This is a genomic window from Planctomycetaceae bacterium, assembly GCA_041398785.1.
Lineage (GTDB): Bacteria > Planctomycetota > Planctomycetia > Planctomycetales > Planctomycetaceae > JAWKUA01.
In genome coordinates, this window is sequence record JAWKUA010000003.1 from 265,570 (window position 1) to 282,732 (window position 17,163).

General features: G+C 60.1%; 13 protein-coding genes. 6 read left to right on the forward strand and 7 right to left on the reverse strand.

Going from position 1 to position 17,163, the window contains the following annotated elements; genetic code table 11:
• Positions 1 to 35: 35 nt before the first annotated feature.
• Positions 36 to 1,595: a serine/threonine-protein kinase gene (locus R3C19_05000; GenBank protein ID MEZ6059700.1), complete on the forward strand. Its 1,560-nt coding sequence runs from the start codon at positions 36 to 38 to the stop codon at positions 1,593 to 1,595.
• A gap of 200 nt (positions 1,596 to 1,795) precedes the next feature.
• Here R3C19_05000 and R3C19_05005 read toward each other — a convergent pair whose 3' ends face one another.
• Both R3C19_05005 and R3C19_05010 read right to left on the reverse strand, forming a co-directional pair.
• Positions 1,796 to 2,554, reverse strand: coding sequence for a hypothetical protein (locus R3C19_05005; GenBank protein ID MEZ6059701.1), 759 nt, complete (start codon positions 2,552 to 2,554; stop codon positions 1,796 to 1,798).
• Positions 2,555 to 2,925: 371 nt separating this feature from the next.
• Positions 2,926 to 5,601, reverse strand: a complete 2,676-nt coding sequence (locus tag R3C19_05010) for a hypothetical protein (GenBank protein MEZ6059702.1) — start codon at positions 5,599 to 5,601, stop codon at positions 2,926 to 2,928.
• A gap of 425 nt (positions 5,602 to 6,026) precedes the next feature.
• Here R3C19_05010 and R3C19_05015 point away from each other — a divergent pair, with 425 nt between their 5' ends.
• On the forward strand, positions 6,027 to 7,679 hold the full coding sequence (locus R3C19_05015; GenBank protein MEZ6059703.1) for a hypothetical protein: 1,653 nt from the start codon (positions 6,027 to 6,029) through the stop codon (positions 7,677 to 7,679).
• Between the two features lie 169 nt (positions 7,680 to 7,848).
• Here R3C19_05015 and R3C19_05020 read toward each other — a convergent pair whose 3' ends face one another.
• A complete protein-coding gene (locus R3C19_05020; protein ID MEZ6059704.1) occupies positions 7,849 to 8,349 on the reverse strand; it encodes a hypothetical protein in 501 nt (166 codons plus the stop codon).
• Positions 8,350 to 8,565: 216 nt separating this feature from the next.
• Complete coding sequence (locus R3C19_05025; GenBank protein MEZ6059705.1) at positions 8,566 to 8,763, reverse strand: hypothetical protein; 198 nt, start codon at positions 8,761 to 8,763, stop codon at positions 8,566 to 8,568.
• 526 nt (positions 8,764 to 9,289) lie between these two features.
• On the opposite strand from R3C19_05025, the gene R3C19_05030 reads away from it, so the two are divergent.
• Positions 9,290 to 12,517, forward strand: coding sequence for a tetratricopeptide repeat protein (locus R3C19_05030; GenBank protein MEZ6059706.1), 3,228 nt, complete (start codon positions 9,290 to 9,292; stop codon positions 12,515 to 12,517).
• A gap of 17 nt (positions 12,518 to 12,534) precedes the next feature.
• Here R3C19_05030 and R3C19_05035 read toward each other — a convergent pair whose 3' ends face one another.
• Positions 12,535 to 13,299, reverse strand: a complete 765-nt coding sequence (locus tag R3C19_05035; GenBank protein MEZ6059707.1) for a DUF1080 domain-containing protein — start codon at positions 13,297 to 13,299, stop codon at positions 12,535 to 12,537.
• Positions 13,300 to 13,763: 464 nt separating this feature from the next.
• On the opposite strand from R3C19_05035, the gene rimI reads away from it, so the two are divergent.
• The 3 genes from rimI (at position 13,764) to R3C19_05050 (ending at position 15,577) form a co-directional block, all read left to right on the forward strand.
• On the forward strand, positions 13,764 to 14,324 hold the full coding sequence (gene rimI, locus R3C19_05040) for a ribosomal protein S18-alanine N-acetyltransferase (GenBank protein ID MEZ6059708.1): 561 nt from the start codon (positions 13,764 to 13,766) through the stop codon (positions 14,322 to 14,324).
• A gap of 86 nt (positions 14,325 to 14,410) precedes the next feature.
• The gene (cutA, locus tag R3C19_05045) at positions 14,411 to 14,743 is read left to right on the forward strand and encodes a divalent-cation tolerance protein CutA (GenBank protein ID MEZ6059709.1); all 333 of its coding nucleotides are present in this window, start codon (positions 14,411 to 14,413) and stop codon (positions 14,741 to 14,743) included.
• Between the two features lie 12 nt (positions 14,744 to 14,755).
• Positions 14,756 to 15,577 carry a class I SAM-dependent methyltransferase gene (locus tag R3C19_05050; protein MEZ6059710.1) on the forward strand — a complete coding sequence of 274 codons (822 nt, stop codon included), beginning with the start codon at positions 14,756 to 14,758 and terminating at the stop codon, positions 15,575 to 15,577.
• 59 nt (positions 15,578 to 15,636) lie between these two features.
• On the opposite strand, the gene R3C19_05055 is transcribed toward R3C19_05050, so the two are convergent.
• The gene (locus R3C19_05055) at positions 15,637 to 16,143 is read right to left on the reverse strand and encodes a DUF420 domain-containing protein (protein MEZ6059711.1); all 507 of its coding nucleotides are present in this window, start codon (positions 16,141 to 16,143) and stop codon (positions 15,637 to 15,639) included.
• A gap of 195 nt (positions 16,144 to 16,338) precedes the next feature.
• Positions 16,339 to 17,163: a PIG-L family deacetylase gene (locus tag R3C19_05060; protein ID MEZ6059712.1), complete on the reverse strand. Its 825-nt coding sequence runs from the start codon at positions 17,161 to 17,163 to the stop codon at positions 16,339 to 16,341.

Consider the following 17,163-nt stretch of genomic DNA (forward strand, 5'->3'; position numbering starts at 1 on the left):
TGAGCTGTGATGGTTGAAAGGAAAGGTTCCGGGTCATGACCGCCGAGCTTGAGGAGACAGTTATTGTCGCGGACGGCGGTGGCCCTGGCGCTTCGCGGGATGACACTCACGTCGTCGCGCGTTCGCGAATCGCAGTGGGAGCCGCAGCGACTTCCGGCGATCTGAGCAGCCGATTCGGCGAAGCCACTCGACAGCTTCTGCGGCAACGGCTGATGATTGCCGCGGGGGCCGTCCTGCTGATCATGATTGCCGTGACCGTGATCATGGCAACGAACGACGAGTTTCACGGGCAGGGCCTGATGGTGCGACCGCTGGCGATCGGCTTGATTGTGGCTGTCGTCGTGGTCCTGTGGCGAGTGCCCACGATTTCGATGGCCGCTCTGCGGCGGCTGGAACTGGTCGTGATCGCCGTACCGGTGATCGAGCTTTTGATCGTTCAGGTCATTCGCACGCGGATCTACGCGACCCAGGGTGAACTCCAGACGGTGGAAACCGTCCGCGCGGCTGTGGGAGTTGCGGTGTGTGTGCTGGTGGCCACCTACGGGATGTTCATTCCGGGGACGTGGCGACGAACGGCCGTCGTGACAGGCCTGACGGCGTCGCTGCCGACGATCGTGGCGATGATTCACACATGGGTCGATCCGCGTCTGGCCGATTCGGTGGACGCGGCGCAGTTTGCGGTGTCCACGCTGACGCTGTCGATGGCGGCGGTGGCCACCGTCGGAGCTCATGTCGTGCATTCAATGCGCCGCGAGGTCGAGGAAGCTCGGCAGTACGGACAGTACCGCCTGACGGACGAAATCGGTCGCGGCGCGATGGGAGTGGTATACCGCGCGGAACATCGCCTGCTGAAACGCCCGGCCGCCATCAAGCTGATTCGATCGGAGTCAGCCGCGGACGAAGCGGCGATCGCGCGTTTCGAACACGAAGTTCAGATCTCCGCCACGCTTTCTCACTGGAATACCGTGCAGATCTACGATTACGGTCGCACAGCAACAGGCGATTTCTACTACGTGATGGAATATCTGCGCGGCCAGTCGCTGCAGGAACGGCTGGTGGCCAGCGGACCGCTGACGGCCATGGAAACTCAATCCATCGTCCTGCAGCTTTGCGATGGACTGCAGGAAGCTCATGCCAGGGGAATGGTGCATCGCGATCTGAAGCCGGCCAACATCTTTCTGGCGGAAACCGGCGGGCAGACCGACGTGGTCAAGATCCTGGACTTCGGTCTGGCGACGATGGCGACCGGGACGGACAACGCCAGCCGGGGGATCTGTGGAACACCGAAGTCGATGGCTCCCGAGCAGATTCGCGGCACGGCGATCGACGGGCGAGCCGATATTTATGCGATCGGCTGCCTGATCTTTGAGTGCCTGACCGGCGAGCCCCTGTTTGCCGCCGAGTCGGTTTCGGATGCCCTGAATCAGCATCTTTGCGTCGAGCCGGCTCTGGATCGAATCCCTTCTGAGGCGGCCGAGTTTCGCGAGATCGTGGCGATCTGCCTTCGGAAGCACCGCGACGAGCGATTCCATGACGTGAATGTCCTGCGCTTGGCCGTCGCGGATCGGATGCAGCCAGTCACGCGGTCTTCCTGACGAGTCCTTCCGGAAGCGGCGCTGCACAAAGGCAACCGCACTTTGCGAGGGTCGCCGCATTGTCGTGTCGTGTGTCACATCCGGTGCAGCGACCGGCACTGTTGTTTCCTCGCGACGTCCAGGGCGAAGCTGAATGTCTCCTGAGCAGTTTCCCGAGTCAGTTCTGTCCCGGCGGGCCATTTTCCTCGCGGCGCCCGTTTTCAGTTCGACTTTGACTTCACCATCCCTGCGCCAACCGCGACCGGCAGACGAGTCTTCTTTTCCGCGGTTGTGTTTTCGTACTGAGTCACGACGACCATGACTTTGCCGGTGATGACCTTGCCGGTCACAAGTCTCAGCGTGATCGTATACTGACCGGATGGTGCTTCACGACACAGGTATTCCTCAACGGATGGTCCGCGTTTTCCTTTCGGCAGAGTTCCGTCGCCGGTCAGCAGCAGGACGCCTCCGTTTTTGGTGACTTTGTTTCGGAAGGAGCAGGTTTGTTTACCGGGTTCCGCGACGGACAAGTCGACGTCTCCGTCCCCGGCCCACTCAACGCGAATTCGAAGATCATGAATCAGCGCTTCGTCGAGTTCCGTTTTCACTTTCTGCGCTGTTTCCGAGTTGCCTGCCGCCGTCAGTGAACGCTGCAGCTCGCGCAGGGTTTCGGTGGCTTCCGCGTGTTGAGTGTCGAAGTCATCGGTCCAGAGATACTTCAGAATCCCGATGCGCGACCACAGAATGTGTTCCGGCTGTGAACTGCGGTCGGCGTAGCGTCTGGCGATCAGCCAGGGTTCGGATCGCCACGGGTTTCGATCGGTTGCTTCCCGACACAGGGCAATTGCCCGGTCCCAGGCTTCAAAACGCGCCAGCAGGGCAGCGGTGACGAGCAGTTGATCCGCGTCGCCGGCCGTGAAGTCGACTCGTGACAGAAGAGCCCGGTCGATTTCACTTTGCGGGCGCCCGGTAAGCTTCATTTCGCCTGCCAGGACGTCGTACATCCATGGCTGGGCGTGATCATTTCGAATCGCCGCCTGAATTCCCTGGACCGCGGCTTCGAACTTTCGTTCTGCATGTAGACGGGCGAAGACTTCGGTGACGGCTGCATCCGAGTGTCGGTGCGACTGAAAGGCCTGGTTCCAGGCATCGGGGGAATCGGTGTTCTTACCGACTTGCTTCAGGAGGTCAGCCGCGCGCGACAACACCGCAGCGTCGGTATCGGCCGAACGCTGCGGTGTTGAAGGTTGGTTTGTTTGAAACAGTGTTGAAATGTAGCGTCGCGGCCGGCGACTTTCGCTCGCGGAAGATGTCGCCTTTCCCGGAACAGATTGGGTCGGTTCCGGAACGCTTACTTCACTGCTGGTTTTTTTTTGACGTTATCAATAGCCTGGTTGGAGATTCCGTTCGGACCATCGGCCTTCAGGATTGCATCCCAGTCAGCGGACACAGGTACTGAACCGAAGCCGCCGCCTCCAAAGCCGCCGCCACCGCCGCCGAAGCCGCCGCCACCGCCGCCGCCAAGACCACCGCCACCCAGGCCGCCGCCGCCACCGCCCCGACCGCCAAGGCCACCGCCGCCGAGACCACCGCCACCGCCCTGGACCGGCCGAAGCGTGGAGATGATGTCCAGGACGTCGTACACGCGGGTTGTCGCGCTTTCTTGCGGATCTTCAGCTTTTGCGAGTGTCGTGATCTGCACGACTTCGTTCTTAATCACGTACGTCAGCGCCGGTTCTTCTGTCTGATCAAAGATCAGCGAAAGCGCATTTCGCAGGCTGATGCCGTTTAAGACGATGTCCTTGACCGTGACTTCTTCCAGCGAGTTAATCCCTTCCAATTCCAGTTCGGCATAGTCCGGCCAAATCGTCATCCGGTAGTCAGCTCCACCTTCGCGACCATACGTCGCGGTGTAGAACTCCGAAATCTGCTGCAGAACTTCGCTCAGTTGAGCATCGCCGGGGAAGTCCAGAGGCGGAACAGGCTCGTCGAGCATCCGGTTCAGCCACAATTCAACCGGCTTTTGCTCGTAGTACACAAGCGACTTGTATCTTGGCACGCGAGTCAAAGTCAGGGCACGCCAGACGTCTGCCGGCGGGTACTGAATCGGCGGCTCGTCCGGGAACGGAACGTGTGACAATTCCACCTGGTACAGAGTTTCCAGGAAGCGGTCGTGCCGCAGTTCCTGCAGTCGTCGCGACTTATCGAGCTGTCCGGCGCCTTCCGACACGACCAGCGCCTGTGCCGCCGGACCATTTCCGGGTCTCATGTCGATTGCCAGCCTGGCCACTGCTTCGGCATCTTCGTAACCGTTCACGTCGCCGTGACGAGCCCGATCCAGCAGTCCGCGGACCGAATCGATCAGCGACTCAAGTCGCTCTTCTTCTTCCGCGTTCTGGATGACCAGCTTTTGCTGAGCTTCTCCGACCGCTTCGACCTGAAGCTGCTGCTTCCGAGTCTCGGCAGCTCGAATGGCCGCTGTACGGACGGATTCCAATGCCGAGGTCAGCCGCCGTTCCAGCTCGGCTCGAGCCGCCGGGTTGACATTGTTTTCTGACCGCACTGTCGCCAGCACGTCCTTCAGCAGTGATTCACCGTACTCCGGCCGATCCTTACTATATTCCACCGCTTCCGCAATCGCTGCATTGGTCGCCTGAGTCAGTTGCTGAGTTCTGACAAGAATCTGCGATTCCACTTCCGACAGCGGATCCGACGTACCGCCAAATCCCGCGTCAAGCTCGTCCTGAGCGGAACCCGCACTGACCGGCGGCGGAGCATTCTGCACAGCAGGGGCGTCTTCCAGAACGGGCGGAGCGAAAGGATTTTCTTCCTGCGTGCTGAAGTTGAAAACGAACGGTTGTTCGGATTCCATCGATGTCAAAATCGTGTTCAGTTGCCTGTTGGTGTCGTCGATATCCGCAGCGCGAGTTGCAAGAGCTGCTGCTTCGCGGTTGCGGCCACGGTTTTGCAGAGCCTTCACGACCTTCACGGATTGATCCAGAAACGCCGCAAGTTCATTTCCTGTCAGATTCAGCATCTCCAGGCTTGCGGCAGGAGCATTGACGCCGTGGGAGGCTTCGGCACGTTCAACCAGCAGCCGCAGTTCTGCGCCGCCGTTCTGCTGAGTGATCTCGGAAGCTGACCAGGTTGTTGATTGTCCGTCAGCCGTCTGCAGAGTCAGTGAACCGGAAGCCGGCAGGCTGCCGCGGCCAACGACGACAGTGTGCCGATCTGGTCGGGCAAAGGTTGCCACTGAAGCCAGACCGTTCAGGCCGTTGCCGTCCAGTGTGATACCGTCCAGCTTCGTCGGCGCGGTTGTCATGGCTGCGATCATTGCCGAAGCGGTGTCGCCGGCCTCGTCGCCCTTGAACTGACGCACGACGCCGCCGGTCAGGTTGGCAAAGATCGCGGGAAGTTCCAGGTCGATGGAAGGTCCCAGCACGATGGAATGCATGCTGCAGCGATTCGCCGACATTGATTTCGCAACACGATCGACATCTTCTACCGACATCAGATTGGCAGATGTCACACCGTCGCCAATGTACAACACCGATGTCGGATGACCGTTGAGAGATCCGACAACAGTTTTCAGAGCGTCCGGAAGATTTGTCGCACCCAGTGGAGTTCGATTCCTGAGTGCTTCAAGAGCGCTGGCGGCTTCAGGGGAACCGGCCTTAACGAAGCCATTGGTCAGCGCTTCACAGGTGACATCGACCGCAAAGATCTGCACGGTATCGTCGGCAGGAAGGCTGCTGAGAATCTCCGACGTCAGCATCAGTTCCGCAGACCGGAATTTTCCGACCTGACTTGCTGACGTATCCAGCAACAGCACATGTTGCCGAACGGCTGCCTGACGCGACAGATTCGGTTGCAGAGCCAGGGCAAAATATTCGGCGCCGCTGGCCGAACGGTATTCCCTGGCGACCGCGGTACCGGCAGCATCTTCAGCAGCCGACAGCGAACCTGCGATGAGTCCGGCGAACGCGAGACAAGTAAACCGGAACGCAGAACGACGAAGATGCCGCATGAGGAATCCCTTTCGGTGAGACCGACATTGGCTTGAGTGAATTGGTCATTACAGCGGGTGGTCCGCGCACGGATCACCGCGAAGGCAACATTCTATATTCGTTCTCGGACTTGATAGAAATGAATTCCCCGCAAAAACGACCATTCCACTTCTGAATTGCCGCGGTCGTTCAAATCGCGCGGTGAAGCCGCTGCACTCGGCAAAGTTTACGGTCGGAAACAGCGGCCGTCCGCGATCGCAATTCCGAGCATCGGCGCAACCGTCAAAGCTTCTCGGAATAGCGCCGCTCGCGTGAACGCTGCAGCCGGAACCGGGCAGAATCCCTTCCAGCAGGCAACGTCGCGAGTTCCGAACGCAACGATTGTGTCAAGTTTGATGTTGCGGAAACTCGATACAGACTGTCGGGGGCAGAGGACTCAGGCTGCTTGGTTCGGCAACCTCTGCGGGATGCCAACGTTGATTCGCGCAGTGAGTTGTCCATGTCGGCGGCACGGTGGACTGCGCCGACAACATGCGCGATTCTGATTGCGATGCTGCTGTCGGCGATCTTCGGGGAAAGGCACCGGCAGATTCCCCGCACGACGCCGCTGAAGCCGATGTCGTCACTGCATCTCGATCAGCACCCGGCCGGGCAGCCGATTGTAACGGAGCTGCCGGTTATTCCGGCGGGCAGTCTGCTGATCGTCGGCAGCCTTGACCGCTCGGCGCGCTCTCACACCATCACGATCGAACTGCGCTGCGACGCACATCCCACGGCTGTCCATAGTTCGCCGGACGGTTTCGCGCCTCCGACCGTCGATGTTCGCCGGATCAGCGAAGCGGAACTGCACCTCAGCCATTGTGCCGGAATTCGCGTTGGCCGGAATTGTGCTTCCGGAGATCAGGTTGCCTCAGTAGCGGACGTTGACGTCGCCGAGTCGTGTGAGAACGTTGTGCGGCGGTTTGCTGTTCCTGTCCTGACGGCGGGGCACGGTTCGCATCGAATAGCAGAAGGACGTCTGGTCGCGCAGGGTCAGCGCCTTCAGGTATTCTCGGCGGTCACCGCAGAAGCACCAACATCCCGCCTCCGGATGACGCAACTGGCCGCGGCAATTGTTCACGAATGTGAAACTCGCCTGCTGCCGTTTCTTGAGTCGAATTATGCCCAGCTGAGAGATATTGACGGTGACGGAATGCTGTGCGTTGTCCTGTGCGACCTGCAGCCTGCCGGCTTGTCCGAACGCGGCAACAACACGGAGCCGGTATTGGGCTGTGTCCGTCGCAGCGACTTCTTCCTGCCGAACGCCGACTTTGGCGGCGACATCGTCTATCTCGACGAAAGCCTGCGGGACGGCGACGATCTGTCCGAAATCCTGACTCACGAGCTGGCGCATGTCGTGACGTTCTCGCAACTTGCCGAACGAGGTTCCGTCGGGCTGACTGAGACGTCGCTCGGAGTGCCCGACTGGCTGAATGAGGCAATCTCACACCACTTCGAACGCCGGACCGGCAGCGATGGCCGCAACCTGGTTTCTCGCGCTGCGGCATTCGCGAAAACACCGCACCGATTTCCGATCGTGATTCCGAATGCTCCGAAATTTTCTGCCTACGGACGCGGCGGCTGTCGAGCGGCAGGTGTGAGTTTTCTGGAGAGCGTTCTGTCATCGGTGCCCGGCGAAGCTCGCGTCGCAACGCTGCTCGATGCTCAGGGAGACGCCATCGAATCGCTCGAAAGTCTGGCCGACAGACAATTCCCGGATCTGTTTCGCAACTGGACCATAGAGCTGCTGGCGGGCCGGATTTGCTCTGACACGGTGCTCTGCGCGAAGCCGGCGATTTCACCGGCGCCGGAAAACGCCTGGCTGAGAAATTCGTCGCGAGACGAGGCTGAGTGCTGCATTCAACTGCAGGAGATTCACCCGAATCGGCCCGTTTCGATCGAGATCGCGGGGACCGCCGCGGCATTCTTCGAGCCAACGACGCAGCAGGGTTCGCTGATTGTGACCGGACCTGCCGAAAGCCAACTTCAGATCAGCATTGTCGCCGCGAGTCGAACCACCACATGTTCGGCGACTAACGAAACACTGGATTCCAACTGACCGGACTTCCTTGCGTAATCCAGGTGATTTCCTGAAGTGCGATCGTCCAGCATCGCTTTGGATTTGGAGGAATGGCCGAATTCCGAGCCGTCGTTCGGTTCCTCTGAAATCACCGCGTCAGTGAAAAGGAAAGCGGCGACGAACTGCCGCAGTCCCAACGCGTCGCGTGTTAGTCCGAGGCTCGTCTGGCGCGGACTTCGAGCTGGTCGCGATGCCGGAACATTTCCTTAAGCTGGTCGCGGGAATACAGACGCACGACCGTACCCTTGTAGCGGACGCGTCCGCTTTCGTCGCGGTCGATGTTCTGGCTGATCTCCGGTACGGCTCGATCCGCGTAGAGTGCTGCAAAGGTTTCGGGGTCGACGCCGCGCCCTTCTTCAAGGTCCCGGACAACGTCGATTCCGCCGACGGACAGAGCAAAATAGTTCAGCCCTTCCGTTGCCGGGGCGTAGAGACTTTCCGCTCGCAGAATATCCGACAAATCATTCGTCGACCGGAATGCCTTCTTGTAGGTGACGAGCGTATCGTCGGAAAGAGCGGCGATTCCCGACTGCTGTGGCGGCTGCGTCGCGGCGATCAACGCCTTTGAATTCCCGGCCTGCGACAGTCCGGTCAGGTAACCAATGCCGAACAGACCTGCCGCCGCCAACATCATGGGAAGTCGTCGCATCATTGCACCTCAAAATTGCCAGGCGAAGAACCGCCGTGCTGGAATTGCGAATTGTGCCTACTCCGCGCGCCGCACCGGAAACCGTTCCGAGACAGCGCGGAGTGATGCATTTTTATGGTTCGGCGCGGGGAACCGCAACAGCCTGTGCCAGAATATCGCTGCAGCGGATTGTTTTGACCGGCAAGCTGTGCGTTGGCGCCGCGCGAGGTGGATTACTCAGGCAGCTTTGCGCGTCGAATCGTCGTGTCGGTCGTCCCTGCGAACATCGCGAAACTGAACGCTGCGGGTCGCAGGCCGCTGCTTTGCCGGTCCAAACTGAAAGCTCAGGGCAGCAATTCCGCCGCAGACCGCAAGCGCGATGAAACAGCCCATTACAGCCAGTTGATCGTCTGAAAACAGTGAGGTCAGATCCATAACTCGTAATCCGTGTCTTGCGGAATGGCGATTCGCCGGACGTGAAACACTGCCCGGTGCCGCCGGACGAATCGTCCGACGGAATCCGGGCCGGGAGGTCTGCCGAAACGTGCCATCGGCAGATCCTGCATGACTACGGTTTCGGAATTTCGCGCCGCGCCGCTTCAGTTCGCTTTGGCCGATGCCCTCAGAGATCTCGCCCGGATGACTGCGAAGCAGCGTCTGCCACTTCGGATGACTGTTCAGAACACAGTGCCGCGGTATCGGTGGCAGATTTTTCCGGTGAGCGGGATTCCACGACGCGGAGGTTACCCGCCTTTCCACATGAGTCCGGATGTTACGAATGTTCAGGCTGTGACGGACGATCTTCGCAGGTCAGCGCGAAACGATCCTGCCGGACAATCCGGCCGGAATTGGTGAAACCGTTAATGCCGATCCTGATGACAGATCCGGTTCTGCTTGCGCGCTGGAAACAGCGCGACGATGCCGGCATCAACGACGCATCCCGATTTGCAGCAGGTGCCCAATGTCGAAAACTGTCTCAACATCCTGCAGTTCCTCCGTCACCTCCGGTCCCGCGGCTGTCCGCCGATTCAAACATGGCAGGCTGGTCTGGCTGATCGCTGTGAGTGCGCTTTTCAGCGGAGCGATTCTGACAGGTTGTTCGGACCAGAAGCAGCAGGCGGAGAACCTTGTTCGCACTGCCGCCGCGCAGCAGAAAAACGGACAGCACCGGGACGCAATTCAAACGAGCAACAGAATCGTGGCTCTGGATCCGGAACGTGCAGAAGCGTTTTATCTGCGAGGTACCAGTCACGCGGCGCTTCGTGACTTCACAGCCGCCGCAGACGACCTGACTCGGGCCACGCGACTTCGACCGGACTGGGCGGAAGCATGGTGGGCACTGGCGACGTCTGATCGCTCGCAGGGCAGAGACCGCGAGGCACTGGAAGCGTTCAACGTCGCGGTCAAACTGGATCCCGGCATGACCGACGCTGTCTTTGACCGCGCGTGTCTGCTGAAGGACATGGGAAGATCGGCGGAGGCCATCAGTGATTTTTCGAGGATCATCGCGGTGCGACCGCAGAACATCAGCGGCTGGAAGCACCGCGGTCAGTTGCTGCTGGAGAACGGTCAGCTTCAGGAAGCGATTCAGGATTTCAGCCAGCTCATTCAACTCGACCGCGAACAGGCAGCCGGCTGGCTTCACCGCGGTCAGGCGTACCTGAAGCTTGGCGATTCTGAACGAGCTTTGGCGGATCTGACGGTTGCATGCCGGCTTGATCCCGAAGAGGCGGCGGCATGGAAGGCTCGCGGAACGGCGCTGGCTGAACTCGTTCGGCCGGATGAAGCGCGCGAACAGTTCGCGCGAGCATTGAAACTGGCGCCGCTGGACAGGGACTGCATGCTGGAGATGGCCGCCACGGAGACCGCACTGGGCCGCCATACGGACGCGATCAACAATCTGAATCTGATCATCCTGAAGCAGCCGAAGAACATGGCCGCTCTGCTGCTTCGAGCCGACATTCTTGAGGCGACGAACGATACCTACCGGTGTCTGGCGGATCTTGACGAGGTCCTGAAACTGGATTTCGGCAACACCGACGCTCTGTACCGCAAGGCACAGTTGCTGGCGAAGGACCATCAGCCCGAACGAGCCATCGTGGTGCTGGACCGCCTGCTGTCGATCGACGCGGACCATGCGGATGCGCTTCGGCGGCGGGCTGATCTGCTGGCCGAAGTGGGGCGATCTGATGAAGCACTCGACAGCTACACTCGGCTGGTGTCGCTTGAAACGCATCGTTCGGCGGCACTGCTGCAGCGAGCCCGGCTGCACGCGGATTCCAGACGCTGGAACGAAGCGATCGCCGACCTGTCTGCCCTCCTGGAGAACGATCCCGACGACGTTGAACTTCTTCGGGAAAGAGCGGAAGGCTACTCACGCTCGGGCCGCCCGATGCTGGCGATCGCCGATCTGACGACGGTATTGAAGCTCGACCCGGCCGACGTCGAAGCGCTGCAGCAACGGTCCGATGCGTTTCTGGAAATCGGAGAGCACGAAGCGGCAATTCAGGATCTGACGACGGTCGTGAAACGCAGTGACTTCGCCCCAGAGTCCACTCGCCGGCTCGTCCAGTTGTACATCGATAACAAGCAGCCGGATCGCGCGCTGCAGGTGTTGAACGAAGCAATCCGGCAACCGGATGCCGATGTGGCGCTTCATCGACTTCGGGCGGAAGTGTATCAGCGACGGGGCGATCTGCCGGCCGCGATCAGCGATCTGAACGTTGTCCTGACTCAGCATCCAGGTGACGTCGACGCGCTGACCACGCGCGGACGTGTTCGACTGGACCACGGCGACTATCGCGACAGCGCGCAGGATTTTGATCTCGCAATTCAGACGGTTGGTGAGAATGCCGAACTGCTGGAACTTCGCGGAAAGGCGCTGGCGAAGTCCGGTGACCGCAATGCCGCCATTCGCGATCTCAACCGGGTGCTCGAACTTCAGGACGACCGAATCTCGGCCCGAGTCGCGCGAGCTGAGGTTTTCGAACAAATCGGCGACATGACTCAGGCGTTCAGCGACGCCGAGTCGGTCCTGCGGCAGCAGCCCGATGACGCGGCCGCACTGCGAGTCCGCGCCAATTGCCGATTCGCAGAAGGCGACTACCATCAGGCTCTGTTCGACTATGACAGTCTGCTTACGGATTCTGCGGCTGATGATCTTTCACTAAGAAGGAAGCGGGCGATTTGTCTGATCGAAACAGGAAATCTCGCGTCCGCGCTCAACGACCTGAATGCCGTGATCGCCGAAGATCCGGATGATCCGGAACCACGACTTCACCGGGCCGTCATCCTTGAGGGAAAGGGGCGCTTTGCGGACGCACGTGACGATCTGCAGGAAGCTCTCCGGCACAAGCCCGACGACGCGGAGGCCAGAATTCGCCTGGGAACACTGATGCATCGCGACGGACTCTTCGCGGAAGCCGTGGAACAGTATTCCAGTGCTCTGCTGATCAACCCCGACTCGGCCGCCGCGCTGTATCGGCGGGCGCTGACTCGCAACCATCTGGGCGAGTCGCAGGCGGCATTGGCTGACATTGATCACGCGATCGAACTCGACGATCGCCAGGCGGACTACTGGTACGTTCGCGGCAACATCCACGCTCGCGCGGACGAAACTGAAGCGGCGCTGCAGGACTATTCGAGAGCCGTGGAACTTGACCCCGGCCACAGCGCCGCGCTGTACAACCGCGGAAACCTGCAGTTTGCCAGGCAGCGGTTCGAGGATGCGATTATCAGTTGGGACGCGGCGCTGAAGATTCAGCCGGATCTGTTTCGCGCGCTGAACAATCGAGCGGCGGCGTATTCGGAACTCGGCGATCTGCAATCCGCCATCCGTGACTACCAACGTGCGACGACGCTGAACCCGAAGTTTGCGAAGGGCTACGACAACCTTGCCTGGCTGCTGGCTACGACGTCCGATCCGGATTTCCGCGACCCGCCGCGAGCCGTTTATCTGGCCAGGAAGGCCTGCGAACTGACTGGCTATCGCAACTGGTCGCACCTCAGCACGCTTGCCGCCTGCTATGCGGAGGCCGGTGACTTTTCATCGGCGCGACACTGGGCGGAAGAGGCGTCAAAGGTTGCTCCGGCGGAACAGCAGGAAGAACTGACGGGGCTGGTGGAGGTCTACGAAGCGCGGCTGAAGGATTCTCGCGCGACATCATCAGTCGATCGCGAACGGCGCTGATGAGTCGGAGCAAGCGACTATTCGACCTTGCTTTCGACAGCGGCCGTCACCGTGGCGTCCATTCGAACGATCGTGATGTTGCGAAAATGGACAACGGACCCTTCACTCTGAATGGCGATGCTGCCTTCGGAGGGACGGCAGTCGGTTACTTCACCGGCCTTCTTTTCATTCACCGTGACGGAAACAACACCGTTCTGGCAGTCGATGACGCATCGATTCCAGCTATCGGCCTGAACCGCCAGGTCGGCCGCGTCACTGGTGTTGCGGCTTGTAGCATCGCCGCTGGGGAACACGCTGCCCGCTTTGGGATGATGCAGCTGCACCTGAATGGACGTGGGCCACAAGCGGCGGTCGTCCTGGGTAAAAACGAGAATGCCGCTGTTTCCGTGGGGGTCATCAGGATACTTCCATTCGAATGACAACCGGAAGTCGGAGAACTTTTCGACGGTGAACAGATAGCCCTTCGGATCGCCGGTGCAGACGAGTTCCGGAGTACCGTCTTCGCCGCGTACGAGTCTCCAGACCTCCTGCAGCGGAACCTCCGGTCGCGAGCTGTAGTGCTTCCAGACGTCAAGGAACGTGTCCTGCTTCAGCAGCACTTCCTCTTTGCCCGCCTTGACGGTCTTCGGTGGCGTTTCCCCTTCGGCAATGACGGCGACTGAGTCCTTCGCGGCATTCGCCGGCGGAGCAGCATCTGATGATTCGTCCCGCGACTGTGCCATCAGCAGACCGCCAGCCAGGACGGCAAGCAGAGCACCGAGCGCCGGGAAGCTCCGCAACATTTGACGACTGGGCAGCGCTCGGCACGGCCAGCAATGATCAGACATGCAGTAGGCACCGAATGGAGTGCGGGAATAACCGAATGATGAATGCGTGCAGGCGGAGATCCCGTCAGAGATTCCTGCACACCGCATGTGAAAGGAGCGGGGATCTTATGAACCGCCCCGACAGCGATCAACGATGCGGTGTGTTCGGTGACGACCAGTCACATCGACAGGGAAATCAGCAACTGACGCACGGCCCGCATTCAGCATGTCGCAAAAGCTGTCGCAAGTCGAATGACTTCGGCAGCTTTCGCAGCGGCAAATTGACATTTTGACAAAATTTCCGCGGCCCGCCGGCAACATGTTCTTTGGCATGGACGTGCGGCTGGAATCTGTGCTAACTTCCTGTCGATCACTTCCAGTGGCCTGCGCTATTTCCGCGGCACATTCCTTCTTCAATACAAGTCGGCACGGAGGCCGAAATGGATTTGAAGCACTCAGAAGGCACTCCCGGTCGTCCGTCCCGGACAGATGACGCTGGTTCCCGCAGTCAGATTCGCTGGCTGATTCGCCGCGACATGGACGAAGTCCTGAAGATTGAACGCGGCAGCTTTGAGTTTCCCTGGACCGAAGACGAATTCCTGTTCTGTCTGCGCCAGCGAAACTGCATCGGCACCGTGGCGGAACTGGATCATGAGATCGTCGGATTCATGATCTACGAGCTGCACCAGTCGTACCTGCGGATCTTGAATTTCGCCGTGTCGCCCGATCACCGTCGGCGTGGTGTCGGACAGCAGATGGTTCAGCGGCTGATCGACAAGCTGTCGCAGCAGCGTCGTCGCGAGATCGTGCTGGAAGTTCGCGAAACGAACCTGTCGGCTCAATTGTTCTTCAGCAGTTGCGATTTTCGAGCGCTGTCCGTGCTGCGGAATCACTACGACGACACGCTGGAAGACGCCTACTACATGCGGTACTGCCTGAAGGCCAGTCCGGCAGAAGTCTTTGCGCCGCACAATCGCCTGAAGAACTACGACGCGGCCTGATCCGACGGGCGAAGCGTACGGCCAGGTCGTCGCGCTGACGTGAGCAGACGACCGGATCGTTCGCGATTTCTGGAAAGCGACGATCCGTGGACTCGTCACTGCCGGAGTTTGTCACTGCCTACTGCACGACGTCGTCGGTCGACGAGGCCAGGACGATCGCCGGGATTCTGGTGCGGGAAAAGCTGGTTGCCTGCGTCAACATCGTTCCCGCCATCGAATCGATCTACGAATGGCAGGCAGAAGTTCAGGTCAGTCCCGAAGCGGCCATGTTCATGAAGACACGGTCGGGCTGTTTCACTGCGCTGGTGGCTCGCATCCGTCAGTTGCACAGCTATGACTGCCCCTGCATCACCGCCATGCCCATCGTCGGCATCAGCGATGACTACGCGGCCTGGCTGCGGGAACAGACATCCCTGTGAAGCGTGACTGACATGCCAGGCCCCGGGAACTATCGCCACGTCAATCGCCGGACGTGGAATCACCTGGCCGACTCCGGAAGTCAGTTCGCCCGCGTCGCGACAGACGAACAGTGCCGCGACCCGCTGGCTGTGCTGGACGGCCGGGGATGGCTGCCTTCGTCTGTGGCCGGATTGAATGTGCTTTGCCTGGCATCGGGAGGCGGCTGGCAGTCAATCCTGTACGCATCCGCGGGAGCGCGCGTGACGGTCGCAGACATCAGTGAGTCGATGCTGAAACTCGATGAACGCGAGTCCCGCCGCCGCGGCCTGAACGTTACGTGCCTGCGAACTTCCATGGACGATCTGTCCGCACTGGCCGACGCGTCGTTCGATATTGTCCACCAGCCGGTCAGCACGTGCTACGTCCCGGAAGTTGCCGCTGTCTATCGGGAAGTCGCGCGCGTGATTCGCGATGACGGCATCTACATCAGCCAGCATAAGCAGCCCACAAGTCTTCAGATCAGCCATCGCAACGAGCGTCATCAGTTTGTGATTGGCGTCGAGTACTATCACACGGGGCCGCTGCCCGCGCAGCGCGACACGTCGTATCGAGAATCCGGCGCGGTTGAGTACCTGCATCGGTGGGAAGATCTTGTCGGCGGACTTTGCCGCAGCGGGTTTGTGCTGGAGGACCTGCGGGAACCCGTTCGCGCGGATCGCAACGCGGACGTGACGCACTACGGTTATCGCGGCAGATTCGTTCCGCCATACGTTCGAATGAAGGCCCGGCGCCGAACTCGCGATTCCGGTAAGCCCGCGGAATCTGTTTCGAAAATCTGGACTCCTTCGGACTGAACGTGCGACCGCAGGTCCCGGAATGCCGTACGAGAATGGTTTCCCGCCGCGGCGAGCGTTTATCCCGCGACGAATGCGACGTAGTAAAATACCAGTCCCGTGACCGATGTCAGTGTGATGTCGACGATGGACAGCCAGCCCAGCACCTTGTGAGTTCGGCTGTGGACCCCCGGAATCGGCGGACTGGCAAACCGTCGCAGCGCAAGTGTCAGCGTCGTGGCCCACAGGAATGGAGTCGTGACGGCGAAGATCAGATGCAGCCACAGATACGGTCTTACCTCGCTGACCTTGGCCGCCAGAGCGGCTTCTTCCGGGTATGACCTGGCAACAATGTTTTCCCAGCCGCCGTGAACCAGTTGCAGATCGATTTCAAAACCGCCGACCGCTACCAGCAGAACGATTCCCAGGCCGATCTGAATCCATTTATGCAGGTTGTATTGGCGACGAAACTTAACCAGCCAGAGACTGACAGCCAGCAGTGGCACCACAAGCGCCAAAGCGCACACGACGACATCCAGCATCAGCGATGTGCGGTAGCCCAGGAATCCGTCCGAAAGAAAATCCAACGTTGTTCCCGTCAGAAAAGTGCCTGTAGACCAACCCGGCAACGAGACCTGCACCGCGCCGGTCCGGGCCGCGTTATAGAATGATGTACGGGCGGCAACAAATTCTTCCGAAGGCGACCGGCAGTGTTCTCAAAGTTGACGCCGCGAGTCTCATTCGGCAGGCGTACGCCAATCGCATGTCCCCGAAATGCCGGTTCAGCCGATCGAACCGGGGAACAGCAGTTTCCGATACTCCGAGTCGGGCTGTCGGGCGTATTCGCTGATTTCGAACACTTCCACGAAGTTGGTTGCGTTCCCCCGATCTTCGCCGCAGCGAGCGACCAGTTCAGCGCGAAATCGGTCGGCTCGCGGCCGGCAGTGGCCTTCGAACCATTGCCGCACCCACGGAAGCCGGTCACCTTCGTTCTTCGGAACGCTGTCAAGAATATCGGCTTCGTAGGCCAGCCATTCAAAGACCTGCGTCTTGTGGCACATCAGCATGGCGGCAATCGTGTCCAGGTGCGGCTCGATATCGATCATCACGTCGGGCCTCATCGGATTCGGTCGAGTAAACAGGTCCGGCAGATACGCAACAACGGGATCTCTTCGAAGAGCCGGCACTTCCGGCACGACCAGCGGAACGGTCACCAGATACGACGCGTCCTGGACGCACTGTCCGACAGCGCGGTGATCCGGGTGATAGTCACAGGGTCGATGTGTCAAAACCAGATCCGGTCGGAAGCTGCGGATTTCACGAATGATGTGGTGACGAACCGCCAGCGTCGGTTCCAGGCCGCCATCGGGGAATTCCCAGGTTTCATACTCGGCCCCGATCACTGCTCCGGCGTTTGCCGCTTCGTTGCGGCGCAGCTCGACAAGTTCTGACGCGGACCGGCGATAGTGACCAGCGCCGCCATCTGTGACGGATACCATCTTCACGGTGCGACCGAGCGTACTGTAGAGCGTCGCCAGGCCTCCGGCAGCAAACTCCGCGTCATCCGGATGGGCTCCCAGAATCAGAAGTTTTGGATTCGCGTTCAT